The sequence below is a fragment of the Aeromonas sp. 61P genome (assembly GCF_051919545.1).
GTDB lineage: Bacteria > Pseudomonadota > Gammaproteobacteria > Enterobacterales > Aeromonadaceae > Aeromonas > Aeromonas veronii.
In genome coordinates this window covers 4,553,776-4,580,642 of the sequence record NZ_JBQBEL010000001.1, presented here as the reverse complement: position 1 = coordinate 4,580,642, position 26,867 = coordinate 4,553,776, and the positions used below count along the sequence as shown (strand labels likewise).

At 60.1% G+C, this 26,867-nt stretch carries 23 protein-coding genes and 1 pseudogene; 9 read left to right on the top strand and 15 right to left on the bottom strand.

Going from position 1 to position 26,867, the window contains the following annotated elements:
* The first annotated feature begins 4 nt into the window (after positions 1-4).
* From ACTG2O_RS21175 to ACTG2O_RS21155, 5 genes are all read left to right on the top strand, one after another.
* Positions 5-532: a MotA/TolQ/ExbB proton channel family protein gene (locus tag ACTG2O_RS21175; RefSeq protein WP_005338936.1), complete on the top strand. Its 528-nt coding sequence runs from the start codon at positions 5-7 to the stop codon at positions 530-532.
* A gap of 67 nt (positions 533-599) precedes the next feature.
* Entirely contained in the window at positions 600-1,007 is a 408-nt protein-coding gene (locus tag ACTG2O_RS21170; RefSeq protein ID WP_005338933.1) for an ExbD/TolR family protein, read from the top strand.
* A gap of 16 nt (positions 1,008-1,023) precedes the next feature.
* Positions 1,024-1,659 (top strand): energy transducer TonB, encoded by a 636-nt coding sequence (locus tag ACTG2O_RS21165; protein ID WP_236284851.1) that lies wholly within the window; start codon positions 1,024-1,026, stop codon positions 1,657-1,659.
* Positions 1,660-1,670: 11 nt separating this feature from the next.
* Positions 1,671-2,912 carry a tetratricopeptide repeat protein gene (locus ACTG2O_RS21160; protein ID WP_439976600.1) on the top strand — a complete coding sequence of 414 codons (1,242 nt, stop codon included), beginning with the start codon at positions 1,671-1,673 and terminating at the stop codon, positions 2,910-2,912.
* Between the two features lie 511 nt (positions 2,913-3,423).
* Positions 3,424-4,344: a L,D-transpeptidase family protein gene (locus ACTG2O_RS21155; RefSeq protein WP_005338927.1), complete on the top strand. Its 921-nt coding sequence runs from the start codon at positions 3,424-3,426 to the stop codon at positions 4,342-4,344.
* Between the two features lie 92 nt (positions 4,345-4,436).
* Here ACTG2O_RS21155 and sppA read toward each other — a convergent pair whose 3' ends face one another.
* The gene (gene sppA, locus ACTG2O_RS21150) at positions 4,437-6,281 is read right to left on the bottom strand and encodes a signal peptide peptidase SppA (protein ID WP_439976599.1); all 1,845 of its coding nucleotides are present in this window, start codon (positions 6,279-6,281) and stop codon (positions 4,437-4,439) included.
* A gap of 208 nt (positions 6,282-6,489) precedes the next feature.
* On the opposite strand from sppA, the gene ACTG2O_RS21145 reads away from it, so the two are divergent.
* A complete protein-coding gene (locus ACTG2O_RS21145; protein ID WP_439976598.1) occupies positions 6,490-8,517 on the top strand; it encodes an oxidoreductase in 2,028 nt (675 codons plus the stop codon).
* Positions 8,518-8,631: 114 nt separating this feature from the next.
* Positions 8,632-9,180, top strand: coding sequence for an NAD(P)H nitroreductase (locus ACTG2O_RS21140; RefSeq protein ID WP_005358403.1), 549 nt, complete (start codon positions 8,632-8,634; stop codon positions 9,178-9,180).
* A 380-nt stretch (positions 9,181-9,560) separates the two neighbouring features.
* On the opposite strand, the pseudogene ACTG2O_RS21135 reads toward ACTG2O_RS21140, so the two are convergent.
* From ACTG2O_RS21135 to ACTG2O_RS21120, 4 genes and pseudogenes are all read right to left on the bottom strand, one after another.
* Positions 9,561-10,114 (bottom strand): annotated as a pseudogene (locus ACTG2O_RS21135) (sugar O-acetyltransferase).
* 66 nt (positions 10,115-10,180) lie between these two features.
* Positions 10,181-11,158, bottom strand: coding sequence for a D-2-hydroxyacid dehydrogenase family protein (locus tag ACTG2O_RS21130; protein ID WP_279499870.1), 978 nt, complete (start codon positions 11,156-11,158; stop codon positions 10,181-10,183).
* 202 nt (positions 11,159-11,360) lie between these two features.
* Positions 11,361-12,239, bottom strand: coding sequence for a 50S ribosomal protein L11 methyltransferase (gene prmA / locus ACTG2O_RS21125; RefSeq protein ID WP_439976597.1), 879 nt, complete (start codon positions 12,237-12,239; stop codon positions 11,361-11,363).
* A gap of 537 nt (positions 12,240-12,776) precedes the next feature.
* Complete coding sequence (locus ACTG2O_RS21120; RefSeq protein WP_128815707.1) at positions 12,777-13,793, bottom strand: zinc-binding alcohol dehydrogenase family protein; 1,017 nt, start codon at positions 13,791-13,793, stop codon at positions 12,777-12,779.
* A gap of 100 nt (positions 13,794-13,893) precedes the next feature.
* Between ACTG2O_RS21120 and ACTG2O_RS21115 the strand changes: the two genes are divergently transcribed.
* Complete coding sequence (locus ACTG2O_RS21115) at positions 13,894-14,766, top strand: LysR family transcriptional regulator (RefSeq protein ID WP_162504381.1); 873 nt, start codon at positions 13,894-13,896, stop codon at positions 14,764-14,766.
* A gap of 1 nt (position 14,767) precedes the next feature.
* Here ACTG2O_RS21115 and ACTG2O_RS21110 read toward each other — a convergent pair whose 3' ends face one another.
* From ACTG2O_RS21110 to acs, 7 genes are all read right to left on the bottom strand, one after another.
* Positions 14,768-16,195 carry a PTS transporter subunit EIIC gene (locus ACTG2O_RS21110; protein ID WP_368157033.1) on the bottom strand — a complete coding sequence of 476 codons (1,428 nt, stop codon included), beginning with the start codon at positions 16,193-16,195 and terminating at the stop codon, positions 14,768-14,770.
* Positions 16,196-16,284: 89 nt separating this feature from the next.
* Complete coding sequence (gene panF / locus ACTG2O_RS21105) at positions 16,285-17,742, bottom strand: sodium/pantothenate symporter (RefSeq protein ID WP_139443124.1); 1,458 nt, start codon at positions 17,740-17,742, stop codon at positions 16,285-16,287.
* The gene (locus tag ACTG2O_RS21100) at positions 17,732-17,992 is read right to left on the bottom strand and encodes a YhdT family protein (protein WP_439976596.1); all 261 of its coding nucleotides are present in this window, start codon (positions 17,990-17,992) and stop codon (positions 17,732-17,734) included. Before ACTG2O_RS21100 ends, panF begins: the two co-directional genes overlap by 11 nt.
* A gap of 127 nt (positions 17,993-18,119) precedes the next feature.
* Positions 18,120-19,460, bottom strand: coding sequence for an acetyl-CoA carboxylase biotin carboxylase subunit (gene accC / locus ACTG2O_RS21095; protein WP_005338910.1), 1,341 nt, complete (start codon positions 19,458-19,460; stop codon positions 18,120-18,122).
* A 15-nt stretch (positions 19,461-19,475) separates the two neighbouring features.
* Positions 19,476-19,934 carry an acetyl-CoA carboxylase biotin carboxyl carrier protein gene (accB, locus tag ACTG2O_RS21090; RefSeq protein ID WP_005338908.1) on the bottom strand — a complete coding sequence of 153 codons (459 nt, stop codon included), beginning with the start codon at positions 19,932-19,934 and terminating at the stop codon, positions 19,476-19,478.
* Positions 19,935-19,970: 36 nt separating this feature from the next.
* Positions 19,971-20,420: a type II 3-dehydroquinate dehydratase gene (gene aroQ / locus ACTG2O_RS21085; protein WP_005338907.1), complete on the bottom strand. Its 450-nt coding sequence runs from the start codon at positions 20,418-20,420 to the stop codon at positions 19,971-19,973.
* 288 nt (positions 20,421-20,708) lie between these two features.
* Positions 20,709-22,655 (bottom strand): acetate--CoA ligase, encoded by a 1,947-nt coding sequence (acs, locus tag ACTG2O_RS21080; protein ID WP_236284873.1) that lies wholly within the window; start codon positions 22,653-22,655, stop codon positions 20,709-20,711.
* Positions 22,656-22,824: 169 nt separating this feature from the next.
* Between acs and ACTG2O_RS21075 the strand changes: the two genes are divergently transcribed.
* Positions 22,825-23,103 (top strand): hypothetical protein, encoded by a 279-nt coding sequence (locus tag ACTG2O_RS21075; protein WP_439976595.1) that lies wholly within the window; start codon positions 22,825-22,827, stop codon positions 23,101-23,103.
* A 57-nt stretch (positions 23,104-23,160) separates the two neighbouring features.
* On the opposite strand, the gene ACTG2O_RS21070 is transcribed toward ACTG2O_RS21075, so the two are convergent.
* The 3 genes from ACTG2O_RS21070 to torD form a co-directional block, all read right to left on the bottom strand.
* A complete protein-coding gene (locus tag ACTG2O_RS21070) occupies positions 23,161-25,605 on the bottom strand; it encodes a sensor domain-containing protein (RefSeq protein WP_047438153.1) in 2,445 nt (814 codons plus the stop codon).
* A 152-nt stretch (positions 25,606-25,757) separates the two neighbouring features.
* Complete coding sequence (locus ACTG2O_RS21065) at positions 25,758-26,126, bottom strand: hypothetical protein (RefSeq protein WP_005358420.1); 369 nt, start codon at positions 26,124-26,126, stop codon at positions 25,758-25,760.
* 7 nt (positions 26,127-26,133) lie between these two features.
* Positions 26,134-26,802 carry a molecular chaperone TorD gene (gene torD, locus ACTG2O_RS21060; RefSeq protein ID WP_005358423.1) on the bottom strand — a complete coding sequence of 223 codons (669 nt, stop codon included), beginning with the start codon at positions 26,800-26,802 and terminating at the stop codon, positions 26,134-26,136.
* Between the last annotated feature and the right edge of the window lie 65 nt (positions 26,803-26,867).

The window sequence follows — 26,867 nt, the reverse complement described above, 5'->3', positions numbered from 1 at the left end:
ACCCATGTGGTTCTGGTTGATTGAAGAAGTCGAGTCGGTCCGCCGGTTTTTGGGATTGGGGGGCGATGTACTGGTCGCCCTGTTCTTCCTGACCCTGATGATGTGGGCCCTGTTGCTGGAGCGCTGGTTCTACTTCATGGCGGTTTACCCCAAGCAGGTGAAGCAGACCAAAGCCACCTGGCTGGCCCGCACCGATCATCTCTCCTGGTCTGCCAAGCAGATCCGGCGCGAGCTGGTCTCACGGGTCGCCATGGCGGTGGACAAGGGGATGCCGGTCATCAAGGTGCTGATCGCTCTCTGCCCGTTGATGGGGCTGCTGGGGACCGTGGTGGGGATGGTGCAGGTGTTTGACACCCTGGCCATCACCGGTACCGGTTCGCCGCGGGCGATGGCATCGGGGATATCCAAGGCAACGGTACCGACCATGGCGGGCATGATCGCCGCCCTTTCCGGCCTGTTTTTTGTCAACCAGCTCGATCACAAGGCCAAACTGGCGGTGCAAAAGCTGGAAGACAACCTGAAACACGGTTGATGCAGGATGCATACCCCCGGCGAGGCATGGCCTGCCGGGGGCACAGAACAAGCAAGGAGTTTCTGCTATGAGAAAACGTTACAGCGACAGCGGTGCTGACGAGGCGGCTATCGATTTGACCCCCATGCTGGACATAGTGTTCATCATGCTGATCTTCTTCATCGTTACCACCTCCTTTGTCAAGGAGTCCGGTGTCGAGATCAACCGTCCCAGTGCCAGCACGGCCGAGACGGTGAAGAAGGGCAATATCATGGTCGCGGTGCGCGAAAACGGTCAGGTCTGGGTCGACAAGCGGGTGGTCGAGGTGGGGGCGGTACGCGCCAACATCGAGCGGCTGCGGGCCGAAAACCCGGAGAGCGCCGTGGTGATCCAGGCCGATAACGAATCCCGTTCCGGTCTGGTGGTGCAGGTCATGGATCAGATCCGCATGGCCGGTGTCCAGAACATCTCCATCGCGGCAGACAAGAGCAGCTGATGCCGGAGAGAGACCTATGAGATACCTGATATCGTTGGCGGTCTCCTGTGTGGTGGTGTTCTTTCTGTTTCTGGGAATGAACAAGCTGATCACACCGGATCACCGGGAGCTGGTGGAGAAGGATGACGTCACCATGACCGATTTCATCCGCCTCAAGCCCCAGGAGACCCTGCAAGAGAAACAGCGGGAGCTGCCCAAACCGCCGCCGCCCAAGCGTCCGCCGCCGCCTCCCGAGATGGAGGTGGCCAGCACGGATCGGCCGAAGATGGAGAGCGCACCGATGGACATGCCCAAGCTCGACATCCCGGTCAATATCGGTGGTGGCAACGCCCTGGGTGCCTACAGCACCGGCGGCGGTGGTGGCGGCGTCGGTGGCAACAACGGCGCCATTCCGCTGGCAACCTTCGAGCCCATGATGCCCCGCAAGGCGGCACTGGCGGGGCTGGCCTCCGGCAAGGTGCTGGTGGAGTTCACCGTCACCGAGCGCGGCACCGTCAGCAACGTGCGGATCGTCAAGGAAGAGCCGCGCAGCTATGACCTCGGCAAAGAGGCGCGCAAAACCATCGCCAAGTGGACGTTCAAACCGGCCATTGTGGATGGCAAGCCGCAGGCGAGCCGTATGCAGCAAGAGATCGAGTTTGCGGTCAACTAAGGAAGGTGGCGATGAACAAGTTACACAAGATGATCCTCGCCCCGGTCGCCATGGCGGTGCTGCTCAGCACCGCCAGTTGGGCCGCCGAGCAGCCGGCCCTGTCGGATCGGGCTTATCGGGCGGTCAACAAGGCGCAGGAGCTGATCACTGACAAGCAATACGGTCTGGCGAATGCCAGATTGCAGGAGGCACTCTCCAGCGCGGGCGAGCGGGTCTACGACAAGGGGGTCATATTGCAGACTCTCGGTTTCGTAGCCGCCCAGCAGGAGAAATACGGTCAGGCGACCAAGTACTTTGCCGATGCCATCGCGACAGGCGGCCTGCCGCCACCGGTGGCCCAGCAGGTGCGCTACAACCTGGCCCAGCTCTATATGGCTGAGGGCAATTACCAGGGGTCGATCAAGACCATGAAGGAGTGGTTTGCCAACCAGGGCAAGGATGACAAGCCCAACTCCCATGCCTATATCACGCTGGCCAACGCCCACGTGCAGCTCAAGCAGTACCGTGACGCGATCCCGGCAGTGGATCAGGCGATCAAGCTGTCGGCAGGTAAAGCGCCGGAGTCCTGGTATCTGCTGAAGATGGGGGCTCACTACGAGTTGAAACAGTACAAACCGGCGACCGAGGTGCTGACCTCTCTGGTCAACATGTTCCCGGAGAAGAAGAAGTACTGGACCCAGCTCTCGGCCATGCATATGCAGGCAGGCAACGATGCCAAGGCGCTGGCGGCGCTGGAGTCGGCCTACAACCTCGGCATGTTGACCGAGGCCGCCGAGCTGCAGCGGTTGGCCAACTACCTCGCCTTCACCGGCATTCCCCATCGCGCCGCACGGGTGATGGAGAAGGGGATGAAGGATGGGGTGATTGAGCCGAGCGCCAGCAACTACAAGACCCTGGCCAACTATTGGCATCAGGCCAAGGAGCTGGATCCGGCCATCGACACCCTGGCCAAATCTTACCAGCTGGCCCCGAGCGCTGAATTGCAGCTGAAAATGGCACGCATGATGATCCAGAGCAAACGCTATCAGGATCTGGTGGCGCTGGCCGCCAAACCGGCAGCCAATGCCAATGGTGAACAGCGTGCTGATCTCAAGTTCCTGACCGGGGTCGCCTATTTTGAGCAACAAAAGCCGAAGGAGGCCCTCAACGCCTTCACCCAGGCGGCTCAGAATGGTAACGTCAGCGGTCGGGCATCTCCGTGGATCAGCTTCCTCAAAGAGCAGAGTGGCACCGGAGAGGCAGCCGTCCAGTAATTCCAATGACAACTACCTGTAGTCCCTTTTATGGTTGCCTGGTGGCTCCATTAACCGCTCTTCGGAGCGGTTTTTTTATAGCTGAAACCGGCACCGGCGGGTGGCCGACGCACGGTTTTATCCCTCTTCATGCCAATACAAAGCCTCCCTCGACATTGGCTTATCTCCCCCGATGCGACAAACGTTTTAGCTAGGGCTGCAACCGTGAAGCAAGGTGGCGCTGCGTTGTGGTTGATGGGGGCTCGGGTGGCTCGCTGACAGGCGGGCCGTGCCATTCATCTTTCACTCAGCTGCGACTTGCCAGTGTGGCTTTTGCCCTGTTGATAAGCGTCACATCGAAAACGGCTACTTTTAACAAGAAAAGCAACATATGGAAGTTGAAATTTTGGCCGACTCAGGAAAGAATGCGCGCTCGGTTATTGGCGTCGTGGGGCAGGTTGACCCGCCACCGGCAGACCGAGGATGAGACGGCCCCCGGCCCATTTGGTACAGGAAACCACACAGGAATTTTATGAATCCCCTTCGCACTGCCGCTTCGGCCCTTTTATGCACTTTTGCGCTGGTCAGCCAGCAGGCTGCCGCCGTCGAGTACCGTCTGCCTGCGGCCAACAGCCGCCTGATCGGTGAAAATCAGGAATACGTGGTGCCTGCGGACAACCGTCCGCTGGAGCAGATCGCTGCTGACTTCCAGCTGGGTCTGACCAACATCATGGAAGCCAACCCGGGCGTTGATCCCTATCTGCCGAAAGCGGGTAGCACCCTGATCATCCCCCACCAGCTGATCCTGCCCAACGCGCCCCGCGAAGGGATCGTCATCAACGTTGCCGAGATGCGTCTCTACTACTACCCGAAAGGGAAGAACGTGGTGGAAGTACTGCCCATCGGCATCGGTCAACTGGGGGTAAACACCCCGGAGAACTGGATCACCAAGGTAGAGCGCAAGCGCGCCAACCCGACCTGGACCCCGACCGAGAACATCCGTCGTCGCTATGCCGCCCAGGGCAAGACTCTGCCGGCAGTATGGCCAGCCGGTCCGGATAACCCCATGGGTCTGCACGCCCTCTATATCGGCAACCTCTATGCCATCCACGGCACCAACGCCACCTTCGGTATCGGTCTGCGGGTGAGCAGCGGTTGCGTGCGTCTGCGTGCTGACGACATCAAGTATCTGTTCGACAACGTGCCGGTCGGCACCCGCGTTCAGTTCGTCAACCAGCCGGTCAAGACCACGGTCGAGCCGGATGGCGGTCGCTACATGGAAGTACACGAGCCGCTGTCGCGCACCGAGGAGGAGTTCAACTCCACCGCCTCCGTGCCGCTCCCGATGACACCGGCTATCACCCGCTTCATCGCTCACGCCGAGTCTGACTCCAACGTGGTCAAGCAGGTGCTGGAGCAGCGTACCGGTATGCCGACCCGCCTCAATCCCTGATTGAGCAAGTTGGCGGTGCCGCGCGCACTGGCTGAATAAAGAAAACGGCGACCATCTGGTCGCCGTTTTTTTATGGGGGAGTCACCGCTTGCTTACTGCACGCAGACCGGGCAGAAGGCGTAGGTGCCTTGCGGATCGTTGAAGCGGGTGAGCGGGTCGAGACTGCGGTTCACTTCCACCAATGCCTTGCCAAATCCAGCCGGCAGCCAGCTTTGCAACTGGGGGGCCAGCACTTGGGCACTGCTGTCAAACAGCTGGCGCAGGAACTTGTCCTTGGTGGACTCCTCCTGCTCGATGGGGGTGACCTGCCACTCTTTGAGGTTGGCCAGCTCGGCGGCGGCCTTGATGGCGTCATCCAGATTGCCGAACTCGTCCACCAGACCCAGGGCCTTGGCATCTTCGCCGGTCCAGACTCGGCCTTCGGCCGCCTTCTCGGCCTCTTCCGGGCTCAGACCACGACCTTTGCTGACCAGACCGATGAAGCGCTGGTAGGTATCTTCCACGCTCAGCTGGATAGCCTGACCGACGTGATCCGGCAGAGCGCGGGTCGGGCCGACGCCAACGTAATCTGTGGTGCCGACCCCGTCGGTATGCACACCGAACTGAGCCAACGCCTTGTCGATGGTGGCGAACATGCCGAATACCCCGATGGAGCCGGTGAGGGTGGTGGGGGAGGCGAAGATCTTGTCCGCATCGGCGGAGATCCAGTAGCCACCGGAGGCGGCATAGCTGCCCATGGAGACCACTACCGGTTTGCCTGCCTGTTTCAGGGCCAGCAGCTCGGCGCGGATCTGCTCGGCGGCGAAGGCGCTGCCGCCCGGGCTGTCGACCCGCAGGACCACGGCTTTGACCTTGTCATCGCGACGGGCATCGGCCAGCAGGTCGGAGAGGCTATCACCGCCGATGGTACCGGCAGGCTGTACGCCATCCATGATGGCGCCGCTGGCGACCACCAGACCCACCTCATCCTTGCCGCTCTGGGGATACTGATCCGAAATGGCGGCCAGATACTCTTTCAGGCCGACCCCTTTCCAGCCGTGATCGTCAGCTTCACCCACCTCTTTAATGACCGCCTGGGTCATCTCGTCGCGGGTGGCCAGCTGATCCACCAGACCGTTGTCGAGGGCGTAGTTGGCGGCATTGCCACCGGCCTTGCGCAGCAGCTCGAGGAAGCGCTCCTTGCCCGGCGCGACCGCATCGGGTTCGATCTCCCGCTGCTCGGCTACGTCAGCCACATAGGACTGCCACAGCTGATCCAGCCAGCGCTGGTTCGCCTCTTTGCTCTCGGGGGACATCTCGTCGCGGGTATAGGGCTCGACGAAGGATTTGTAGGTGCCGACCTTGAATACATGCGGGGTGATGTTGAGCTTCTCCAGCGCCGACTTGAAGTAGGTCTGGTAGACACCAAGCCCCTCGATCACCACGGCGCCGCTCTGGTTGAGCAGCACGTGATCGGCGTGGGCCGCCAGCAGGTATTGCCCCTGAGTGTAGAAGTCGGCCATGGCGATCACCGGTTTGCCGCTCTCCCGGAAGGAGTCGATGGCACTCGCCACCTCCTGCAGTTTGGTGAAGTTTGCTCCCTGCAGCCCTTGTGGCTTGATCACCAACGCCTTGATGCGCTCGTCATCCTTGGCACTCTTGATGGCCCATAGCAGGTCGGAGAGGACGATCTCGCTCGGCTGCTCATCGCTGCTGTCCATCTGACGCAACAGTTGTACGGTGGGATCTGTCTGGGAGCGTTGCTCCACCAGCACGCCGTTGAGATTGAGGGTCAGCGCCCCTTCGATGGGCGCCTTGGGTGCCTCTTTCTGGCTGACGCTGAAGACGATGACCAGCACTACGATGAGAAACAGCAGATTGACCAGCATCAGCCGGGTGAAATTGAGCAGGCGCCACAGGCTGCGGAACAACCAACCCAGACCTTTGAAAATAGACATAGTCGCGTTATCGCCCTGTTAATGGGTAGAGAAGAGCCATTATTAACCAGTTGCGGGCGAAATTGCCATTTCCGACTGGCGGATCCCCCCTATCTTCGTTCAGGGCACGGCTGTTCGCTGAAAAATTGTCCAAACATTTGTTTGAAAAAGAATTTTCGATTCTTTACTCTAGCCTCAGTTTGATAACAAAAAATTAACTGGAGGCATCGTGAGCCGCTATCCGACCTTGCTGACCCCGCTCGACCTTGGTTTTACCCAGCTGCGCAACCGCGTCTTGATGGGCTCCATGCATACCGGCCTCGAAGAGGAGAAGGGCGGTTTTGACAAGCTGGCCGCCTTTTACGCCGAGCGAGCCCGTGGTGGCGTTGGCCTTATCGTCACCGGTGGTATAGCCCCCAATCTGCGCGGTCGGCTGGTGCCTCACGGCTCCCAGCTGAGCTTTCCCTGGCAGGTGAGCAAGCACAAGAAGGTGACCAGCGCCGTGCATCAGGAGGGGGGCAAGATAGCGCTGCAGATCCTCCATGCCGGTCGTTACGCCTATCATCCGTTCAGTCTGGCGCCGAGCGCCCTCAAGGCCCCCATCTCCCCGTTCAAGCCGCGCGCCATGAGCGAGCGGCAGATCCGCGGCACCATCCGCGACTTCGCGGCTACAGCAGCGTTGGCCAAGGCGGCCGGTTATGACGGCGTCGAGGTGATGGGCTCGGAAGGCTATCTCATCAACCAGTTCATTTGCGAGCGCACCAACAAGCGCACCGATGGCTGGGGCGGCAGCAGCGAAAAGCGGATGCGCTTCCCGGTGGAGATTGTCCGCGCCATCCGCGAGCGGGTCGGCACCGACTTCATCATTATCTTCCGCCTCTCCATGCTGGATCTGGTGGAGCAGGGCTCGACCCTGGAAGAGGTGATCGCCCTTGGCAAAGCGCTGGAAGCGGTGGGGGTGACCCTGATCAACACCGGCATCGGTTGGCACGAAGCGCGCATTCCCACCATTGCCACCAGCGTGCCGCGCGGCGCCTTCAGCTGGGTCACTGCCGAGCTGAAAAAACACCTCAAGGTGCCCCTCATTACCACCAACCGGATCAACACCCCGGAGGTGGCCGAGCGGATTCTGGCGGGGGGAGAGGCGGATATGGTCTCCATGGCGCGCCCCTTCCTGGCGGATCCCGAATTTGTCATCAAGGCGGCCGAGAACCGGGCGGACGAGATCAACACCTGTATCGCCTGCAACCAGGCCTGCCTTGACCATGTGTTCAAGCAGAAGCGGGCCTCCTGTCTGGTCAATCCTCGAGCCTGTTTCGAGACCGAATTGACGTTTGGCCGCGTGCCCCAGCCCAAGAAGCTGGCGGTGGTGGGGGCGGGCCCGGCCGGGCTGGCGTTTGCCTGCTACGCTGCCGAGCGCGGTCATCAGGTGAGCCTGTTCGATCAAGCCAGCGAAATCGGCGGCCAGTTCAACTTCGCCAAGCAGATCCCGGGCAAGGAGGAGTTTCACGAACCCCTGCGCTATTTCGCCAAACGGCTGGAGAAGTGCGGTGTCGAGCTCTATCTGGGCCAGCGCCAGAGTGCCGAGAGCCTGCTCGGCGGCGGTTTTGACGAGGTGATCCTCGCTACCGGTATTCGTCCGCGCACCCCCAACATTCCGGGCATCGAGCATGCCAAGGTGATGAGTTATCTCGATGTATTGCGGGATCACAAACCGGTCGGCCAGAAGGTGGCGGTGATCGGTGCCGGCGGTATCGGCTTCGATGTAGCTGAGTATCTGGTCGAGAAGAAAGTGGAGATGGATGCCGATGGGCACCGTGATCACTGGCTCAAGGAGTGGGGCATCGACAAACAGCTTGGCGAGCGCGGTGGCCTCACGGCTCCTGAAATCGACGCCCCCGAGCGCCAGATCTGGCTGCTCCAGCGCAAGGAGAGCAAGGTGGGTGACGGACTTGGCAAGACCACCGGCTGGATCCACCGTACCGTGCTCAAGAACCGCAAGGTGCAGATGCTCTCCGGGGTGCAATATCTGGGGATCGATGACGAGGGCTTGCACATTCAGGTCGGCGAGACCAAGCAGTGTCTGCCGGTGGATCAGGTTATCGTCTGCGCCGGGCAGGAGCCCCTTAAAGAGCTGCAGGCCGGGTTGCAGGCGGCAGGCAAGCCGGTGCACATCATCGGCGGAGCCGACGTGGCCGCCGAGCTGGATGCCAAGCGCGCCATCCGGCAAGGGGCCGAGCTGGCTGCGATCATCTAGCCAACAGTGCCATCCTGCCCTTTATAGTGCGATAAACCCCTGAGCCTCAGGGGTTTTCTTCATTCGGTGCTGTGCTAAGGTAGCGCCATCATTGCCCCAGAGAAGGAATTGCCCATGGATGCCCTCACCCTGTTGCTCAATCGCCACTCCTGTGGCCGTCTCGCCGATCCCGCCCCGAGCGGTGAGGTGCTCGACAATATCCTCAAGGCGGGCCTGCGTGCGCCGGATCACGGCACCCTGACCCCTTGGCAGTTCATTCTGTTTGAAGGAGAGGGGCGCGAGCGGCTGGGCAAGCTGTTGGCGGACGCCGCCCGTGCTCGTGGCGAAGATGAAGAGAGCATCAAGAAGTGCAGCGAAGCGCCACTGCGGGCGCCCTTGGTCGTCGCCGTGGCAACCCGTTATCAGGATCACCCCAAGGTGCCGAAACTGGAGCAGGAACTCTCTGCCGGTTGTGCCCTGATGGCGATGCAGATGGCGGCGCAGGCGCAGGGCTTCAACGGTATCTGGCGCTCCGGCTGGTTTATCTTCGATGAGCAGATCAACAAAGGATTGGGACTGGCGGCAGAGGATCAGCTGGTGGGTTTCCTCTATCTCGGTACCCCCATGCTGGAAGCGCGTAAACTGCGCGAGCTGCCGCTCGATGAGTTTGTCCGCCGTTTCTGATTTTTCGGCCACGTTGCGGTTGAGAGAAGCAAAGCCTCGAGAAATCGGGGCTTTTCTGTTTAACCGTGAATAGTAACCAGAGAAATTGGGGAAAATAAATGGGTCAAAGAGGCTTCGCGCGCCATAGCAGGTAATTATTTAAATAGTGCGATGTACCTCGCAATCCTGTTGTATTTCACTATGTAAAACGTTTGCGCATTCATTAATATCTCCCTGCCAGTTTAGAAGGGCACTCCTTCTAATTTTTCTGCGATGAGAGTCGCAATTCCGTAGCACCTTTTAACAGCCCAACGTCTTCGTGACATTGGGCTTTATTTTTATGGGGTGTCGGGGTTGCTGTGAGCTGATGGCAGCATCGTCATGCAGCCCGGTTGGCAGCCTTATGCCCTGTTTTTGGCTGGCAGGATCCGGGCCGGGTTGCCGACTACCCGAGCACCGGCCGGTACATCTTTGGTGACTACGGCGCCCGCGCCGACGATCGCCTCCCGCCCTATGGTGACGCCGGGCAGCAAGATGGCGCCGCCCCCAATCCAGACCTTGTCTTCAATGGTGACCGGCAGCGCCGTCTCTGTTCCCTGAATCCGTTCGTCGGCCTCCAGCGCATGGGCTGCGGTATAGATCTGCACGTTTGGCCCAATCATCACGTTGGCTCCGATGCGGATGGGGGCATTGTCCAGCAGGGTCGCTCCCATATTGATGTAGGAGTCCTTGCCCAGGTGGATGTGGCGGCCATAGGTACAGTAGAGGGGCGGGCAGATAAAGGCGTTCTCTGCCAGTTCGCCATTAGCTCCGCCAGTAGTGCCCGCGGCTCTGCCTCCTCTTCCGCCTGATTGAAACGGTGATAGCGCCGTGCCGCTTCCCGGCGCAACTGGGCCAGCTCGGGTGCCATGCAGTTGTACGGTTGGCTGCTAATCATCTTCTGGTATTCGCTCATGAAGGTTGCTTTCCTTTATCTGCCAGGGATTTGGATATTGGCGCCAATACGGCAGAAGTAACGTGATCACCCACCCGATATGGGCAGAACCAGGTTGGCAGGTCTGCCTTCGGCAAAGGCCAGCACATTCTCGAACGCCACGCGAAAGTAGAGTTCGTAGCTGTTTTGCTCCACATAGCCGAGATGAGGCGTCGCCAATACGTTGGGCAGACGCAGCAGGGGCTCGCTTTCCTGTGTCGCCGGCTCGATGTCAAATACATCGAGCGCGGCCCGTTTCCCAGGATGGTTACTGAGCTCTGCATAGAGGGCGCCCGGCTCGATAAGTTCGGCACGGCTGGTATTGACCAGCAGAGAGTCAACTTTCATGCGGGCCAGATCTGCGCGGGTAACAGCGCCGCGGGTTGCCTCGCTCAGGCGCAGATGCAGCGTGAGGATATCGGCTTGACTGAAGAGAGCCTCCTTGCTGGAGGCGCAGGCATAGCCATCCAGCTCGGCCTGCCTGCGCGAAGCCTCACTGCCCCATATCAGTACCGACATGCCAAATGCCTTGCCATAGCGGGCGATCCGCTGGCCTATCTTGCCGTAGCCCCAGATGCCGAGCGTCAGCCCATGCAGCGTGCGTCCCAAACCGAGGTCACCAGATTGCTGCCATTGGCCTTGGCTTAACGCCTGGCTGTAAGCAGGTATATGGCGGGAGGCTGCCATGATGAGCGCCCAGCACAGCTCGGCGGGAGCAATAGGGCTGCCGATCCCTTCTGCCACAGCAACGCCGTACTGCTGGCATAGTGCCGGGTCGATATGCTGGCTGACTTTGCCGGTCTGGCTGATGAGTTTAAGGGTGGGAAGCTGTATCAGCAGCTGTTCGTCGATGCGGGTACGCTCGCGGATCAGCACCAGTGCTTCCATTCCTTCCAGCAGGGCGGCAAGGCGTGTTGTATCGGGTTCGCTCTGGTTGAGGATGGTGACGTCATGACCCGCCAGCAGGGCAAAGCAGGGGAGGTGGCGCACCTGATCCTGATAGTCATCCAGAATGGCAATCCGCATAAGAAATCCTTCTCGGTTGCGTTGGCTCGGACCGCTATCTTACCGGAATAAAAGGTGTCTGTTGTTTTCAAACGAGCACAATCAGAAGGGAGGGCGATCAAGCCCATGTCCACGGACCGGGAAGAGCCTGACAGGCCAAAACAATCAGGGCCCCCGAATGGGAGCCCTGATGGCATGAGGTTGGCGTCTATGTTGCCCGCGCTTAGCCGTGCTTGCGGCCGGAGAGGCGGCACCACTCCTCCTTGACGGCGGTCGGGTCCATCTCGAACCACTGGCCGTAGGTAGTTTCCAGCTCCGGGGCCTGGCTCTCCAGCACGCCGGAGAGGGCCATCAGGCTGCCCGGCTTGCCGTGACCGGCGATCAGCGGTGCCAGTTCGCGCAGCGGGCCGGCCAGGATGTTGGCGACCACTACGTCCGCTTCGACATCTTGCGGCTGGTCGGCCGGCAGATAGAGCTCAATCTGGTCGGCGACGCCGTTGCGCGCAGCGTTGTCGCGGCTGGCCTGAATGGCCTGCGGGTCGATGTCGATGCCGATAACGCGGGCAGCACCCAGTTTCAGGGCGGCGATGCCGAGAATGCCGGAGCCACAGCCAAAATCGACCACGGTTTTACCGGCCAGATCCAGCCCGTCCAGCCACTGCAGGCAGAGGGCGGTGGTGGGGTGGGTACCGGTACCGAAGGCCAGACCCGGATCCAGCATGACGTTGACTGCATCGGGGTTCGGCACGTCGCGCCAGCTCGGGCAGATCCAGAGGCGCTCGCCAAACTGCATCGGGTGGAAGTGATCCATCCACTCTCGCACCCAGTCCTTGTCTTCCAGCTGCTCGACCTTGTAGCCGACATTTTCGCCGAAGATCTGCTGGAAGAAGGCGATGGTGGGGGCCGGATCGGTTTCGGCATCAAACAGACCCATCACTTCGGTCTCGCCCCAGAGCGGGGTTTCACCGGGCATGGGTTCGTAGACGGGCACATCCTTGGCATCCATAAAGGTCACCGCCTGGGCTCCACGCCCCAGCAGCATGTTGCTCACCTTGTCTGCGGTCTTGGCAGTGGCGTTGATTCGAATTTGTATCCAGGGCATGGCGTCGACTCTTCATAAATGTGAAACCGCGAGATTCTACCATCATGGGGCAGTGCTGTCGTGGTTTGCCCATGACGTGGAGGGATACGGGGGCTTTTGCCGGATTGGCACGGTTCCTGTATTGCACTATGCAGGCGAAGACGACCGGTTTTCGCTGAACGCTTTGCTCAAGTTCCGTCATCTTTCACTGCCACCCTCGGGTGGCATTTTTTTATCTGCACTTCTTTGCTTGGTAAACAGTCTGCCAGACAAAAAAAGAGCAAGGTCGAAACCTTGCTCAAGGATGGGCTGACGCCGTTTTGGCGCATTCATGCTGCTGTTGGCACGCCAGATGCAAAGACTAATATGTCCTGCATAAGGATATGTGTGTGATTGTTACCCCAATGTTCAGGTATTCAGGCCATTTCTCGCGAAATGGCCTCTTTTTTGGCTGATTGTCGGACGTTGGTCTGCCACAGGCTGTCATGAGTGCCGCTGATTGTGCCCGTTTGGGGCATCTCCTTGGTGAACTTATCCCATCATGGTGCGTTTGAGGGCTTAGTTGGCAAAGCCGCTCATGTCGATCACCAGCTTGCCTACCATGCGGCCTGCTTCCACCTCGGCATGGGCCTGAGCCAGCGTGACCGGGGTCAGCGAAGGGATGGTTCTGGTCAGGGTGGTCTGCAGTACCCCTTCATCGACCAGTGCCGCCACCCGGCCGAGCAGGCGGTGTTGCTCGATCATGTCCGGCGTCTGGAACAGGGAGCGGGTGAACATGAACTCCTGGCTGAAGGTGACACTCTTGCTCTTGAGCAGGGAGAGATCCCACGGCTCGCTCGATTCGGCGATGGTGCAGATATGGCCAAACGGGCGGATCAGCCCTGCCATGGTGGCCCAGTGCTCGGCGGTGGCGTTGGTGCAGAAGATGGCATCGACCTGAGTGATGCCAAGGGCGGTCAGCTCCTCCTGCAACTTGTGGTGGTTCACGACCTGATGGGCGCCCATTTCGAGGCACCAATCGCGGCTCTCGGGGCGGGAGGCGGTAGCAATCACCTCCATACCGGTGAGCTGGCGGGCCAGCTGGATGGCGATGGAGCCCACGCCACCGGCGCCGCCGATGATCAGCAGTTTGCCACGGCTTTCGCGGGTAAGAGCGAAGCGCTCGAACAGGGTCTCCCAAGCGGTGATAGCGGTGAGCGGCAGGGCGGCGGCCTCCACATCGCTCACGCTGGTGGGGGCGATCGCGGCGATGCGCTCATCCACCAGTTGCAGGGCGCTGTTGCTGCCCGGGCGGCTGATATCGCCGGCATACCAGACCCGGTCGCCCGCCTTGAACAGGGTCACTTCGCTGCCGGTGGCGATCACTTCCCCCACCGCATCCCAACCCAGTACCCGGGGCGAGCTTTCAATTTTGGCCTTGGGGGAGCGCACCTTGGTATCTACCGGATTGACGGAGGTGGCGGTGACCCGCACCAGCAGATCCCGCGGACCCGGAACCGGATCGGGCAGGTTGGCGGCGATGAAACAGTCGGGGTGGTCGCTTGGCAGATACTGAGTCAGGGCAATGGCTTTCATGGTTTTTCCTTTCAAATTGCTGTGTTCGGGATTGCCACTCACTCTAGTCTGGTTGATTATCAAGATTAAGATGGGTAATCGGTAAAGACTGTTTGAATATATGAACAATGTCGATCTGGAGTTGATGGGACTGTTTGCCACCGTGGTGGAGCAGGGGAGCTTTACCCGGGCCGCCGAGCTGCTTGGTATGCCCAAGTCATCGGTGAGCCAGAAGATCTCGCGGCTCGAATCCCAGCTCGGGGTGCGGCTGTTGCAGCGCACCACCCGCAGGTTGAGCCTGACTCCGCAGGGTGAACTCTATGTGGAGCACTGTCAGGGACTGCTGGCACTGGCCCGCAGCGCCAATCTGGCGATGGCACGGCTGCGCTCGGCCCCGGCGGGGCGGGTGCGGATCACCGCCCCCGAGGCGACCGGCACCCTGCTGCTCGGCCGGATCCTCGCCGAGTTTCGCGCCCTCTATCCCGAGGTGGTGCTGGAGCTGACCCTGAGTGACGATCAGCTCGATCTGGTGGGGGAAGGTTATGATTTGGCGCTGCGGGCGGCGCCGCTGAAAGACTCCAGCCTCATCTGTCGGCGCATCGGTCAGGTGGCGCGCCATCTGGTGGCGGCGCCCGCCTATCTGGCGGCCCACGGCATGCCGCAACAGCTGAGCGAGCTGGGTCGTTATGCCTGTCTGGTGCACTCGGCCATGCCGGTGTGGCCATTGCAGGAGGGGGGCTGGCGGCCACAGGGGGCCTGTGTCAGCAACAGCTTGCTGGCGCTGCGGGAGATGGCGCTTCATGACGGGGGGATTGCCCTGTTGCCCCACCATGTCTGTGAAGGGGATTTGGCGGCGGGGCGATTGCAGAAGGTGTTGCCGGATCAGCCCATTCCGGCCAACCCGTTTTACCTTATCTATCCGAGCCGGGAGCATCTGGCTCCCGCCCTACGCACTCTGATGGATTTCGTGGCCGAGCGGTTGCCGTTTGCCTGAGTTACCAGCTGCTCTGGCTGGCCGACTCCTGATTTGGTTTGAGGCCGAGCGGGACCGACTGGCGCTCCGCCAGCATGCGGATCTGCCCTTCAATCAGGCTGGCACTGGGGCCCAGCACCAGCACCAGCTGGTGGTCGTTGAGCTGGATCCAGGAGAGGCAGCCCAGGCCCAGTAGGCGGGATTCATCCACCAGTGAAATATCGCGCACCCGCAGGCTGAGGCGGGTGATACAGACACTCATCGCCACCAGATTGTCCATCCCGCCCAGCACCTTGAGGTACTGGATCGCCAGCATCTGCGGGTCTGAGGGGGCAACACTGGCAAGGCGCGGATGCTCCACTGCGATGGGCTTGCTCGGCATGCTGAGCGGGGCACGCTCCAGAAGTTGATAGAACAGCAGGGTGTAGGCAACGAAGAACAGGATACCGACCGGGATGAGCCAGAAGCTGTGCTCCCCTGCCTGATAGCTCAGCACTAGATCCAGCAGACCGGCGGAGAAGTAACTGCCCACCTTGATCCCCAGCCCGCTACAGACAGCGAGCGATAGCCCGGTCAGCAGGGCGTGGGCGAGAAACAGCCAGGGGGCGGTAAAGGCGAACAAAAATTCGATAGGCTCTGTGATACCCACCAGTGCCGAGGTTAGCGCCAGGGTGAGCAGCAGCCCGCCCTGTGGCAGCCGCTGCATCCGTTGGCGGTGCAGCCAGATGGCAAAACAGGCGCCCGGCAGGCCGAACATGATGATGGGGTAAAGACCGGCTACATATCCTTCATGAAGGGGCTGGGCGGTGGCCAGCGCCTGCAGGTTGCTCTCGCCAAGGCCGATGACGCTGCCCAATACCTGATGGAGTCCGAGCGGGATTAGCAAGCGGTTGAGGGTGCCGTAGCAGAAGGCGCCAAACGGCGTGATAAGCAGCTCGGAAGTGAGCAGGGTCAGCCCGCGCTCCAGCGGCGGCCACAGCAGCGAAAGGGGGATGGCGATCAGCAGGCAGGCCAAGGCCGACACCAGCAGGCTGGGAAACTCCCCCCTGGCGATCTGCAGCCAGCGGGGCAGGGTTTGCTGGTGTACCCAGGGGTAGATGATTGCGGTGGTGAGCCCCGCCAGCAGACCGCAGATCATGTCGGCGTGCAGGTTGGGGGCCAGCGTATTGAAGGCGGTGCTGAGCAGCAGGAAGTTGACCGCACCCGCCAGCGTCTGTCCGCCCAGCTCCTGCCGACTCAGGCCAAAGGCGATCGCCACCGCATAGATAAGCGGCATCTGGCTGAAGATCGCCTGACCAGTGAGGGAGAGCACCGCCAAATCGAGCACGTCGGGTTGACCAAGCCGGTAGATCAACGCCGCCATCGGCAGGATGGAGACGGGCAGCAGCAGGGCATAACCGAGCCGCTGCAGGGCTTGAGTAACGACTTGTCGAGTGGCTTTAACGGGCATACAGCGGCTACGTTCTGTGACTTGGCGCACAGTTTAACCGGAAAACACCTATTTGGGGATAGTTTTGGAACCCCTAATTTATATTTTTATTATTTCTGCCCGAAAAGCTCGCGCACTTCCCGCGAGGGCGGTGCCGTCAGCAGGCTGACCGTGATAAAGACCACCAGCGCCAGCGTGAGGCTTGGCACGATGGCGTGCAGGCCAGCCAGCTTGATCCCCCACTGACTGAGTACCCCATAGCTGACGATGCCGCTGACCATACTGGCCAGTGCGCCCGGGCCGTTGGCCCGTGACCAGTAGAGGCCGAGCACCAGTGGCCAGAGGAACACCGCCTGCAGACCGCCAAAGGCGAGCAGGTTGAGCCAGATGATCATCTCGGGCGGTTGCAGTGCCGCCAGCAGCACCAGGGTGCCCAAGATCAGGGTGCAGAGCAGGGATAGGCGGGGGATGCGCACCTCCAGCTTCTCCTGCTTTGGACTCAGATAGTTGAGGTAGAGATCTTTCACCAGAGTGGCGGAAGCCTGGATCAGCTGGGAGTCGATGGTGGACATGATGGCCGCCATCGGCGCCGCCAGAAAGACCCCGGCCAGCCAGGGGGGCAGCACTTCCATCATCAGGGAGGGCATGATCTTGTCCGGGCTGTCCATGCCGGGCAGGATGGCGCGGCCAAGGGCGCCCGCCAGATGCATGCCGAACATCAGCAGGGCGCTGACCACAGTACCGATCAGAATGCCGCGATGGAGCGCCTTGCTGTCGCGATAGCCAAAACAGCGCAGCGCCGAGTGGGGTAGCCCCACCACCCCGACACAGACCAGGATCCAGAAGCTCAGCATAAAGGGCTGGGTCAGCATGTCGCCGGCCCCTTGCGGGCTGACCAGCTTGGGATCGATCTCCCTGAGCTGGTGGATAAGGTTCGGCAGGCCGTCACCGGCAATCAGAATTCCTGCCAGCAGGGCGCCGGTGCCGATCAGCATGATGATCCCCTGCAGGGCATCGGTCATCACCACGGCGCGGAAGCCGCCGATGATGGTGTAGAGCAGCACACAGCTGGCAAACAGCATCAACCCCTGCTGGTAGGAGAGGCCGGTGGCGGTCTCCAGCAGGCGAGCGCCGCCGATAAACTGCACCACCATGGTCGCGATAAAGGCGAGGATGATAGTAATGGAGCCGAGGATCACCACAGCCTTGCTCTGGTAGCGGGCCCACAGCATGTCGTTGATGGTCACCGCATTGACCCGGCGGGCGATGATGGCGAACTTCTTGCCAAGCACCCCCAGAGTGAGCCAGACGGTGGGCAGCTGGATCATCGCCAGCAACACCCAGCCCAGACCGATCTTGTAGGCCGCGCCCGGTCCGCCGATAAAGGAGGAGGCTGAGGTGTAGGTAGCCACTAGCGTCATCGCCAGCACCAGCCCGCCCATGCTGCGGTTGCCGATGAAGTACTCCTGCACGAAGTTGCCTTGCGCGCGATGGCGGCTGGCCCAGAAACCCACCCCCAGCACCAGCACCAGATAGATGACGAGCGGCAGCATCAACTCAAGATTCATGGGATGACTCCTTGCCGGAAGGGGAGTGGGTATCGAGGGGGATCTCCACAAACAGCCGGTTCACCATCAGGGCACAGAGCAGAATGAGCAGTGGCATCAGCATGCAGCTGAGCAGGAACCACAACGGCAGCCCCCACAACTCCAGCTGGGGCGGGATAAAATAGGCGGTGCCATACCAGGCAAAGAAGTAGAACAGGGTCAGCAGCAGGCAGAAAGCTGCTTCCCGGCGGGCGAGAGCAAAACGGTTCACCTTGGCCTCCGACAAATTTGAGGGGCGCAAGGATAACAAAAAAGGGCCATGTCGCCATGGCCCTTTTTCAGCAGAGGCTCCTTGCGGAGCAGACTTCCATCGGAAGTCCGGTCTCTATCAGCGATCCTTACAGACCCAACTTCTTGTGCAGATAGTGGATATTGGTGCCACCGTGCTGGAAGTTTTCGTCTTTCATGATCTCTTTTTGCAGCGGTACGTTGGTCTTGATCCCTTCCACCACCAGCTCGTCCAGCGCATGACGCATACGGGCGATGGCAATGTCACGATTCTCGCCGTAACAGATCAGCTTGCCGATCATTGAATCGTAGTGGGGCGGTACCTTGTAACCGGCATAAATGTGGGAGTCCCAACGCACGCCCAGACCACCCGGCGCGTGGAAGCGCTGAACCAGACCCGGAGAGGGCATGAAGGTGGCCGGATCTTCGGCGTTGATCCGGCACTCGATGGCATGGCCACGGATGCGGATATCCTGCTGGGTGATCGACAGGGGCTGACCGGCGGCGATGCGCAGTTGCTCCTTGATCAGATCGATACCGGTGACCATCTCGGTGACCGGATGCTCAACCTGAATACGGGTGTTCATTTCGATGAAATAGAACTCGCCGTTCTCGTACAGGAACTCGAAAGTACCCGCACCGCGGTAGCCGATCTCGATACAGGCGCGCACACAACGCTCGCCGATGAACTTGCGCATTTCGGCGGTGATGCCGGGTGCCGGCGCCTCTTCCACCACTTTCTGGTGACGACGCTGCATGGAGCAGTCACGCTCGCCCAGATAGAGGGCGTTGCCCTGGCCGTCTGCCAACACCTGAATTTCGATGTGGCGCGGGTTTTCCAGGTACTTCTCCATGTAGACCATGTCGTTCTTAAAGAACTGGCCCGCTTCGGATTTGGTCAGGGCAATGGCGCCCGCCAGTTCCGCTTCATTGCGCACCACGCGCATACCGCGACCACCACCGCCACCGGCGGCCTTGATGATCACCGGATAGCCGATGCGTTTGGCAATGGCGGCGTTGTGCTTGGCGTCGTTATCGACGGGGCCGTCGGAGCCCGGTACACACGGTACGCCCGCTTTCTTCATCGCTTCGATGGCGGAGACCTTGTCACCCATCAGGCGAATGGTCTCGGCGCGCGGGCCGATGAAGATGAAGCCGGATTTTTCGACCACTTCGGCGAAATCGGCGTTCTCGGAGAGGAAGCCGTAACCCGGGTGGATGGCCACGGCACCGGTTACCTCGGCGGCGGCGATGATGGCCGGGACGTTGAGGTAGGATTCGGTACTGGCCGGTCTGCCGATACAGATGGATTCGTCGGCCAGCAGCACATGTTTGAGCTCCCGGTCGGCGGTGGAGTGAACGGCCACTGTCTTGATCCCGAGCTCTTTACAGGCGCGCAGGATCCGCAGGGCTATTTCACCGCGGTTGGCGATGACTACTTTGTCCAACATGGGTGGCGATTTCCCTTATTCGATGATGAACAGCGGCTCGTCAAATTCGACGGCCTGACCATTTTCAACCAGGATCGCTTTGATCACACCGGCCTTGTCAGACTCGATTTGGTTCATCATTTTCATGGCTTCGACGATGCACAGGGTGTCGCCGACATTGACTTGCTGACCCACTTCCGCGAACGGCTTGGCATCCGGGCTGGAGGAGCGGTAGAAGGAGCCAACCATCGGGGAGCGCATCAGGTGACCGCTCGGGGCGGCATCTGCGGCCGGTGCGGCGGCAACCGGGGCGGCAGCGGCAGGTGCGGCAACCGGAGCGGCTTGCTGCATCATCATCTGCGGCATGGCGGTGGTCACCTGACCGGAGAAGTTGCGGCTGATGCGAACGGACTCTTCACCTTCGGAGATCTCCAGTTCGGCGATGCCGGACTCTTCAACCAGTTCAATCAGCTTCTTGATTTTGCGGATATCCATTAGCATTCTCTTTCTTCTTTATCTGATCAGTGATTATCAAGCCGCGCGCAGATGGTGCACGGCCGCGGTTAAAGCGAATTGGTAGCCATCGGCCCCCAGACCACAAATGACCCCTTTAGCGACATCAGACAGATAGGAGTGATGACGGAACGGCTCCCTGGCATGGACGTTTGACAGGTGAACCTCGATAAAAGGGATGGCGACACCCAGCAGCGCATCGCGAATGGCGACGCTGGTGTGGGTGAAGGCGGCTGGATTGATGATGATAAAATCCACCTGGCCCATGGCCTGATGGATGCGGCCGACCAACTCATGTTCGGCGTTGGATTGCAGATGTTCCAGAGTGACACCGAGTTCGCTGGCGTTAAGCTTCAGATCGGCGACGATCTCATCAAGCGTCTTGCTGCCGTAGATACCTGGTTCCCGTTTGCCCAGCAGATTCAGGTTCGGTCCGTTGAGCAGGAGAATGCGGTGATTTTGCGACATATTGAGTACATCCTCGATGATAATGCTGCTATCTATCAGCTATCTTGTGGACTACCAGAAATCTAGCCATTTTCTGCGCAAATCGGTGTGCCCTGGCACACAGATTTCGCAATTATATTGATTTCGTGAAAATTAGCAGCATTTTACTGGTCTAATCTCTACATCTGGCTATTTATTGCACGTTTCGGTCGGCAAGGCTTCGTAGCTACCGCCTTGCTGTTTGCTGGCAGATGAGAAACGACAAAGCCGGCACAGGGCCGGCTTTATCGAGCTACAAACGAAGCGAGATCAGGCAGCTTCCGACTTCTCGCGAATGAGTTTGTCTACCACCCCCGGATCCGCCAGGGTGGAGATATCACCCAAACTGTCGGTCTCGCCGGTGGCGATCTTGCGCAAGATGCGACGCATGATCTTGCCGGAACGGGTCTTCGGCAGCCCCTCTGCCCAGTGAATGACATCTGGCGTAGCGATGGCGCCAATCTCCTTGCGCACCCACTCCTTCACCTCTTTATGCAGCTCGCGGCTTGGCTCTTCCCCGGCGATCAGGGTGACATAGGCATAGATACCCTGACCCTTGATCTCGTGGGGCACCCCCACCACCGCGGCTTCAGCGATCTTGGGATGGGCCACCAGCGCCGATTCAATTTCGGCGGTACCCATGCGGTGGCCGGAGACGTTCAGTACATCATCCACCCGACCGGTGATCCAGTAGTAGCCGTCCTCGTCGCGACGGGCACCGTCGCCGGTGAAGTAGCGGCCCGGGAAGGTGGAGAAGTAGGTCTGCTCAAAGCGCTCGTGATCGCCGAACACGGTGCGCATCTGACCAGGCCAGGAGTCGGTGATCACCAGGTTGCCCTCGGTAGCCCCCTCCAGCGGTTCGCCCATGTTGTCGACCAGCGCCGGTTGCACCCCGAAGAAGGGACGAGTCGCCGAGCCCGGTTTCAGGTCGGTGACGCCGGGCAGCGGCGTAATCAGGATGCCGCCGGTCTCGGTTTGCCACCAGGTATCGACAATGGGGCAGCGCTCATCACCAATGGTGCGGTAGTACCACTCCCAGGCTTCAGGGTTGATGGGTTCACCCACCGAGCCCATGATGCGCAGGCTCTGGCGCGAGGTGCCGGTGACCGCTTCGTTGCCTTTGGCCATCAGGGCGCGGATGGCGGTGGGGGCGGTATAGAGGATGGTGACCTGGTGCTTGTCCACCACCTGACTCATGCGGTTGGTGGCCGGGTAGTTGGGCACCCCTTCGAACATGATGGTGGTGGCACCATTGGCAAGCGGCCCGTAGACCAGATAGGAGTGGCCGGTGACCCAGCCCACATCGGCGGTACACCAGTAGATATCCTCTTCGTGGTAGTCGAACACATATTTGAAGGTGAGGGTGGCATAGACCAGATAGCCGCCAGTGGTGTGAAGCACCCCTTTGGGTTTGCCGGTGGAGCCGGAGGTATAGAGGATAAAGAGCGGATCTTCGGCGTTCATCGCCTCGGGCGGGCAATCGCTGCTGACGGCTGCGGTCGCTTCATGCCACCAGATGTCGCGGTGGTTGTGCCAGGCGACATTGCCGCCGGTGCGCTTGAGGACGATCACCTTGTTGACCTGGGTTTCCGGGTTGGTGAGCGCTTCATCCACATTCTTCTTGAGCGGCACCGGACGGCCACCACGCAGCCCCTCGTCGGCGGTGATGACGATGTGCGAGCCCGAGTCGATGATGCGACCAGCCAGCGCTTCCGGCGAGAAGCCGCCGAAGACGATGCTGTGTACCGCGCCGATGCGGGTACAGGCCAGCATGGCGATGGCGGCTTCGGGCACCATCGGCATATAGAGACAGACCACGTCGCCGCGGTGAACCCCTTGTGCTTTCAATACGTTGGCAAACTTGCACACTTCGCTGTGCAGTTCGCGGTAGGTGAGTTTGCGATCTTCGGCGGGGTTGTCCCCTTCCCAGATGATGGCGACCTTGTCGCCACGCTCGGCGAGATGGCGATCGAGACAGTTGGCCGAGACGTTGAGCTGGCCATCTTCAAACCATTTGATAGAGACATGGCTCGGATCGTAGGAGGTGTTCTTGACCTTGCTATAGGGTTTCATCCAGTCGAGAATTTTTCCCTGCTCTCCCCAGAAGGTATCGGGATCCTCGACGGAGGCCTGATACATGGCGGCGTAGTCGCCCTTGTCTAGCAGTGCATTGCTGCTGATGTGGGGTTTGACCGGGTAGACCTTGCTCTCGCTCATCTGTCACTCCTTTGAATAGATCTTTTAATGGTTTCTTAACAACTTATACCTTTGGTGGCGGGGGGCAATTAGACTTTTGGATAGGCGGCAACAGTTGGTTACAGGACAAAGAGTGACAATTAATCAGTGGTTGAGTAAAAGGGGGGAGGTCGATTAATTGGAGGTCATGATGTTTTCTCTGTTGCTCTGTGCATCCCTGTGGCAGTTTGATGCGCCAGTGCCCGCTGGCGAACCTCCGAAAGAGTTTGCGATCACCCATCAGGAGGCCTCACCTGCGCTGCGGGATCGGGTGGCTGATCAGCTTGGTCATGCATGGCAGGCCAAAGAGCTCGGTACCAGACTAACCTTCAGCGAGCCAGCTCCCCGTTATGCTGGCGAATCACCGCTGACGCGCATGCTCAATGATCGTGATGATGGTTGGGAATCCCGCTTGCAGATTGAGTGGTAATCCGGTCGGCAGCCAGGAGGCGGATGCCTCCCGGCTGGTGATGATGATTGCCTGCCGCTATGAGACGTAGCGTTGATGCAGGCGATCTCCCATATGTTCGACATGCAGTGGTTTGCTGAACAGATAACCCTGTCCTTCGCCGCAGTTGAGTGACTGCAAAAAGGCGTGTTGTGCCTTGGTTTCAATCCCTTCGGCGGTGACCTCCATATCCAGACTGTCGGCCAGATTGATGATGGTGCGGCAGAGCTCCCGACTGTTCTTGTCTTCCGGTAATGCCTGCACAAACGCCCGGTCGATCTTGATGCGATCGATCGGCAGGGTCTTGAGCAGACTCAGTGACGAGAAGCCGGTACCAAAGTCATCGATGGCAATCTGCACGCCGAGATTTTTCAGGCGGGTAAAGAGATCCAGACTCTGTTCGACCCGCTGGATGATGCTCTCCGTCACCTCGATCTCGAGCCGTTCTGGCGGAAATCCGGTCTCGGCCAGAATAGCGGCGACCCGTTCAACATAGCCCGGGGAGCGCATCTCCCGCACCGACACATTGACCGACAAGCGGGGCACTGGCAGTCCGGCGGCCAGCCAGTTTTGTCCCTGCTCGCAGGCGTTGCGCATCACCCATTCCCCAATTTTCTCTATCAGGCCGCACTCCTCTGCCACCGGAATAAAGCGGGTCGGCGCAATCATCCCCTCATTGGGATGCTGCCAGCGCAGCAGGGCTTCCAGTCCACTCAGGTGGCCGTTGGCCAGATTGGTCATGGGTTGATAGAAGATGCAGAGCTGTTCGAGCTCAAGGGCCTTGAGCAGACCCTGCTCAATCTGCATCCGCTCGCGGGCTCGAGCCGCCATGCAGGGGGTATAGAACTGGAAGCCGTTGCGCCCCTGACTTTTCGCCTCGTACATGGCGCTGTCGGCGGCGCTGACCAGGGTTTCCGGGCTGTCTGCATGATCCGGATAGATGGCGATACCGATACTTGCCGAGATTGCCACCAGTTCATGAGCCAGCTCAACCGGTTCACGCAACACGGTCAGCAGGGTATTGGCCAGGGTTGCCAGCTCGTCAGGCTCCTCCAGATAGGGGATCAGCACCAGAAACTCGTCTCCCCCGAGGCGGGTCGCCAGATCGTTGTGCTGCAGGCAGCCGCGGATCCGCTCTGCCAGCCGCTTGAGCAGCTCATCGCCAACTCCGTGGCCCAGGCTGTCGTTGATCAGCTTGAAGCCATCCAGATCGATAAAGAGCAGCCCCAACCGTTTGCGATTGAGCTGCGCGGTTTTCAGCTCAAGGGCTAGCCGCTCCTGCAACAGATGACGATTGCCCAGCTCGGTCAGGGGATCGTGATAGGCAAGGTGATTCAGCTCGGCCTCCACCTTGCGAATGGCGCTGATGTCGGAAAGGGCGATCACATAGTGAGTAGTGTTGTTGAAGTTGTCATAGACAGCGCTGATCTGCTGCCAGGAGGAGAAGTAGCTGCCATCCTTGCGCAGACAAACCATCTCGCCATGCCAGGCGTTGTTGCCGGGGCGCAGGTGATACCAGGGATAGTCGAGGTCGGTGTAGCGCCTGGGATGCATGATGATATCCGGGGTACGGCCTATCACCTCCTCGGCATTGTATTGGGTCAGCATGGTGAAGGCCGGGTTGACCGACAGAATATGGTGCTCGCTGTCGAGGATGATGATCCCCTCGGCCGTGGTATCGAATACCACGTTGGCCTGATGGAGTCGTTCCTCCTGACGGCGGCGGGCGGTGGCATTGTGAATGACCCCCATGACCCGGTGGCCGACCGACTCGGTGGCGGGGACATGGTCGGCATGAATATCGACCCAGTGGCGCTCGTTGAGAGCGGTGAGGTAGCTCAGGGTGAGATGGATGGGGTCATGACTTTGCAGGGCGGCCTTGAGCTGGCTGCCGGATTCCGGTTCAAAACAGTCGACGAACGCTTGTAGCCCGCCGTGGAACTGGTTGGCCTCGATGCCCAGCAGCGGCTCAATCTGGCCGTCGAACAGCAATCTGTCCTCCGCCACGTGCCACTCCCACACCCCGATTTGGGCCGCTCGCATTGCCAGCTGCAGCCGTTGTTCGGTTTCGTACTGCTCGGTAATGTCACGCACGATGGCGAGGATGCCATTCAGCTCCCCCTTCTCATCACGCATCGGGCTGTAGGTGGCCTGAAAGCGGCGGGAGCTGCTGTCGTACGCCGCGGTTTGGCCCGTGATGGCGATATCCACGTAGGGCATGCCGCTTCGCATGATCTGCTGAAACATGGGCTCCAGGGTCGGGGCCAGCTTGGGAACCACCTCTCTGAGGTGCTTGCCCTGATGCTCCTCGATGCTTTTGCCATTGATGTCGGCCAGCACCTGATTGACTTTACGGTAGCGAAATTCGCAGTCAAAGACGCCGATGCCCAGAGGGGCATTATCCATCAGCTGTTCCAGGACGGTGTGATCTGACAGCTGGGTCAACATTGCCTCGGTGTCGGCGTTGAAAAGCTTCCCATCCATGATGACCTCGGCATTGATTGTTTTATCACTTGCATCAGTTGTCAGTATGGCACGAACTGTTTGGTCGGGAGTCAAGCGGAGTTATCTGGTTGTTTTGACGGCAAGAATAGGCAGAAAAACCTGATAAAAAGGATGGAAAAAGGGGCGAGTGGTTATCCCTTCTGGCGACCAAACGCCTGAATGCCGCGCACCAGTACCAGCCAGCCGATCAGATGGAACGGGAGGGCAAGCAGATAGAGCAGCAGGAAGTGCGACTCGCTGCCGCTGCTGTTGATGAAGTCGATCCAGGCGGCCAGCAGAGCCAGCATGCCGGCAATCTGGAAGCGGCGGCGCAACACCACCTCGACGCCGAGATTGGCAAGGTAGAGGGTGAGCAGGATGCCGGCAAATCCGGTGAGCTGGGCTGTGCCGTAGAGCTCGCGATCCGGGTTGAACAGCAGCGCAATCAGGGGAGTAATGCCCTGATCCAGCGGGATCAGGGCCAGCAGCCAGCATGCAATCAGAAGCAGGGCTGTCTTCATCGCGGACTCAGTCGGCGGACGGTGCCGGTTTGACCAGAGAGAGGTAGTTGGCATCCATCTTGAGGAAGACCCCCAGCAGACGGGCACTGGCGCCGTAGAAGCCAAACCGGTCGGCGGCGCGACAGGCGCTTTCGAACTTGTCAAACCAGCCCAGCAGATGGCCGTGCAGCAGCGCTTCCTGCTCGTCGAGCCAGCGTTCCCGCTCGGCTGCACTCTTGGCTTCCGCCGCACGGATGATGAGATTGCCCATCAGATCCAGCTCGATGGCCAGATGATCCGCAGGCTCTTTGTATTTGTCGCTGACATTGATACCAAGGCGATCGAGGCGGGCCTGCATCTCGGCCATCGGGGCCTGCATCAGCAGCTTGGCATCGCCACGGTAGAGCGATTCGTAGGGCAGGGCGCCCTGCTTGGGATCCACCAGAAACAGCCCGGCGAAGTCGGCGGCCAGTTCCAGCTGGCGATCCGGGCGCACCAGCAGGCGGGCGATGGCATCGTTGAGCTCGGCCACGGCTTCGCGCATCGGATCCAGGGTGGAGAGGCTTTTCAGGAAGCTTCGCACATCATAGGTGTCATATTCGGCGATCTGCTCATCACTGAGTTCGGCGGCGAACAGGGTGGAGAACCACCAGTAGAGTTCGGCCCGGCGTTCGCTGGTAGCCATAAATTCCTGCATTTTTCCTCCGTGGATGGCAATCGGGAGCCTTGATGGCTCCCGATTCTAACGACTTTAAAAATAAA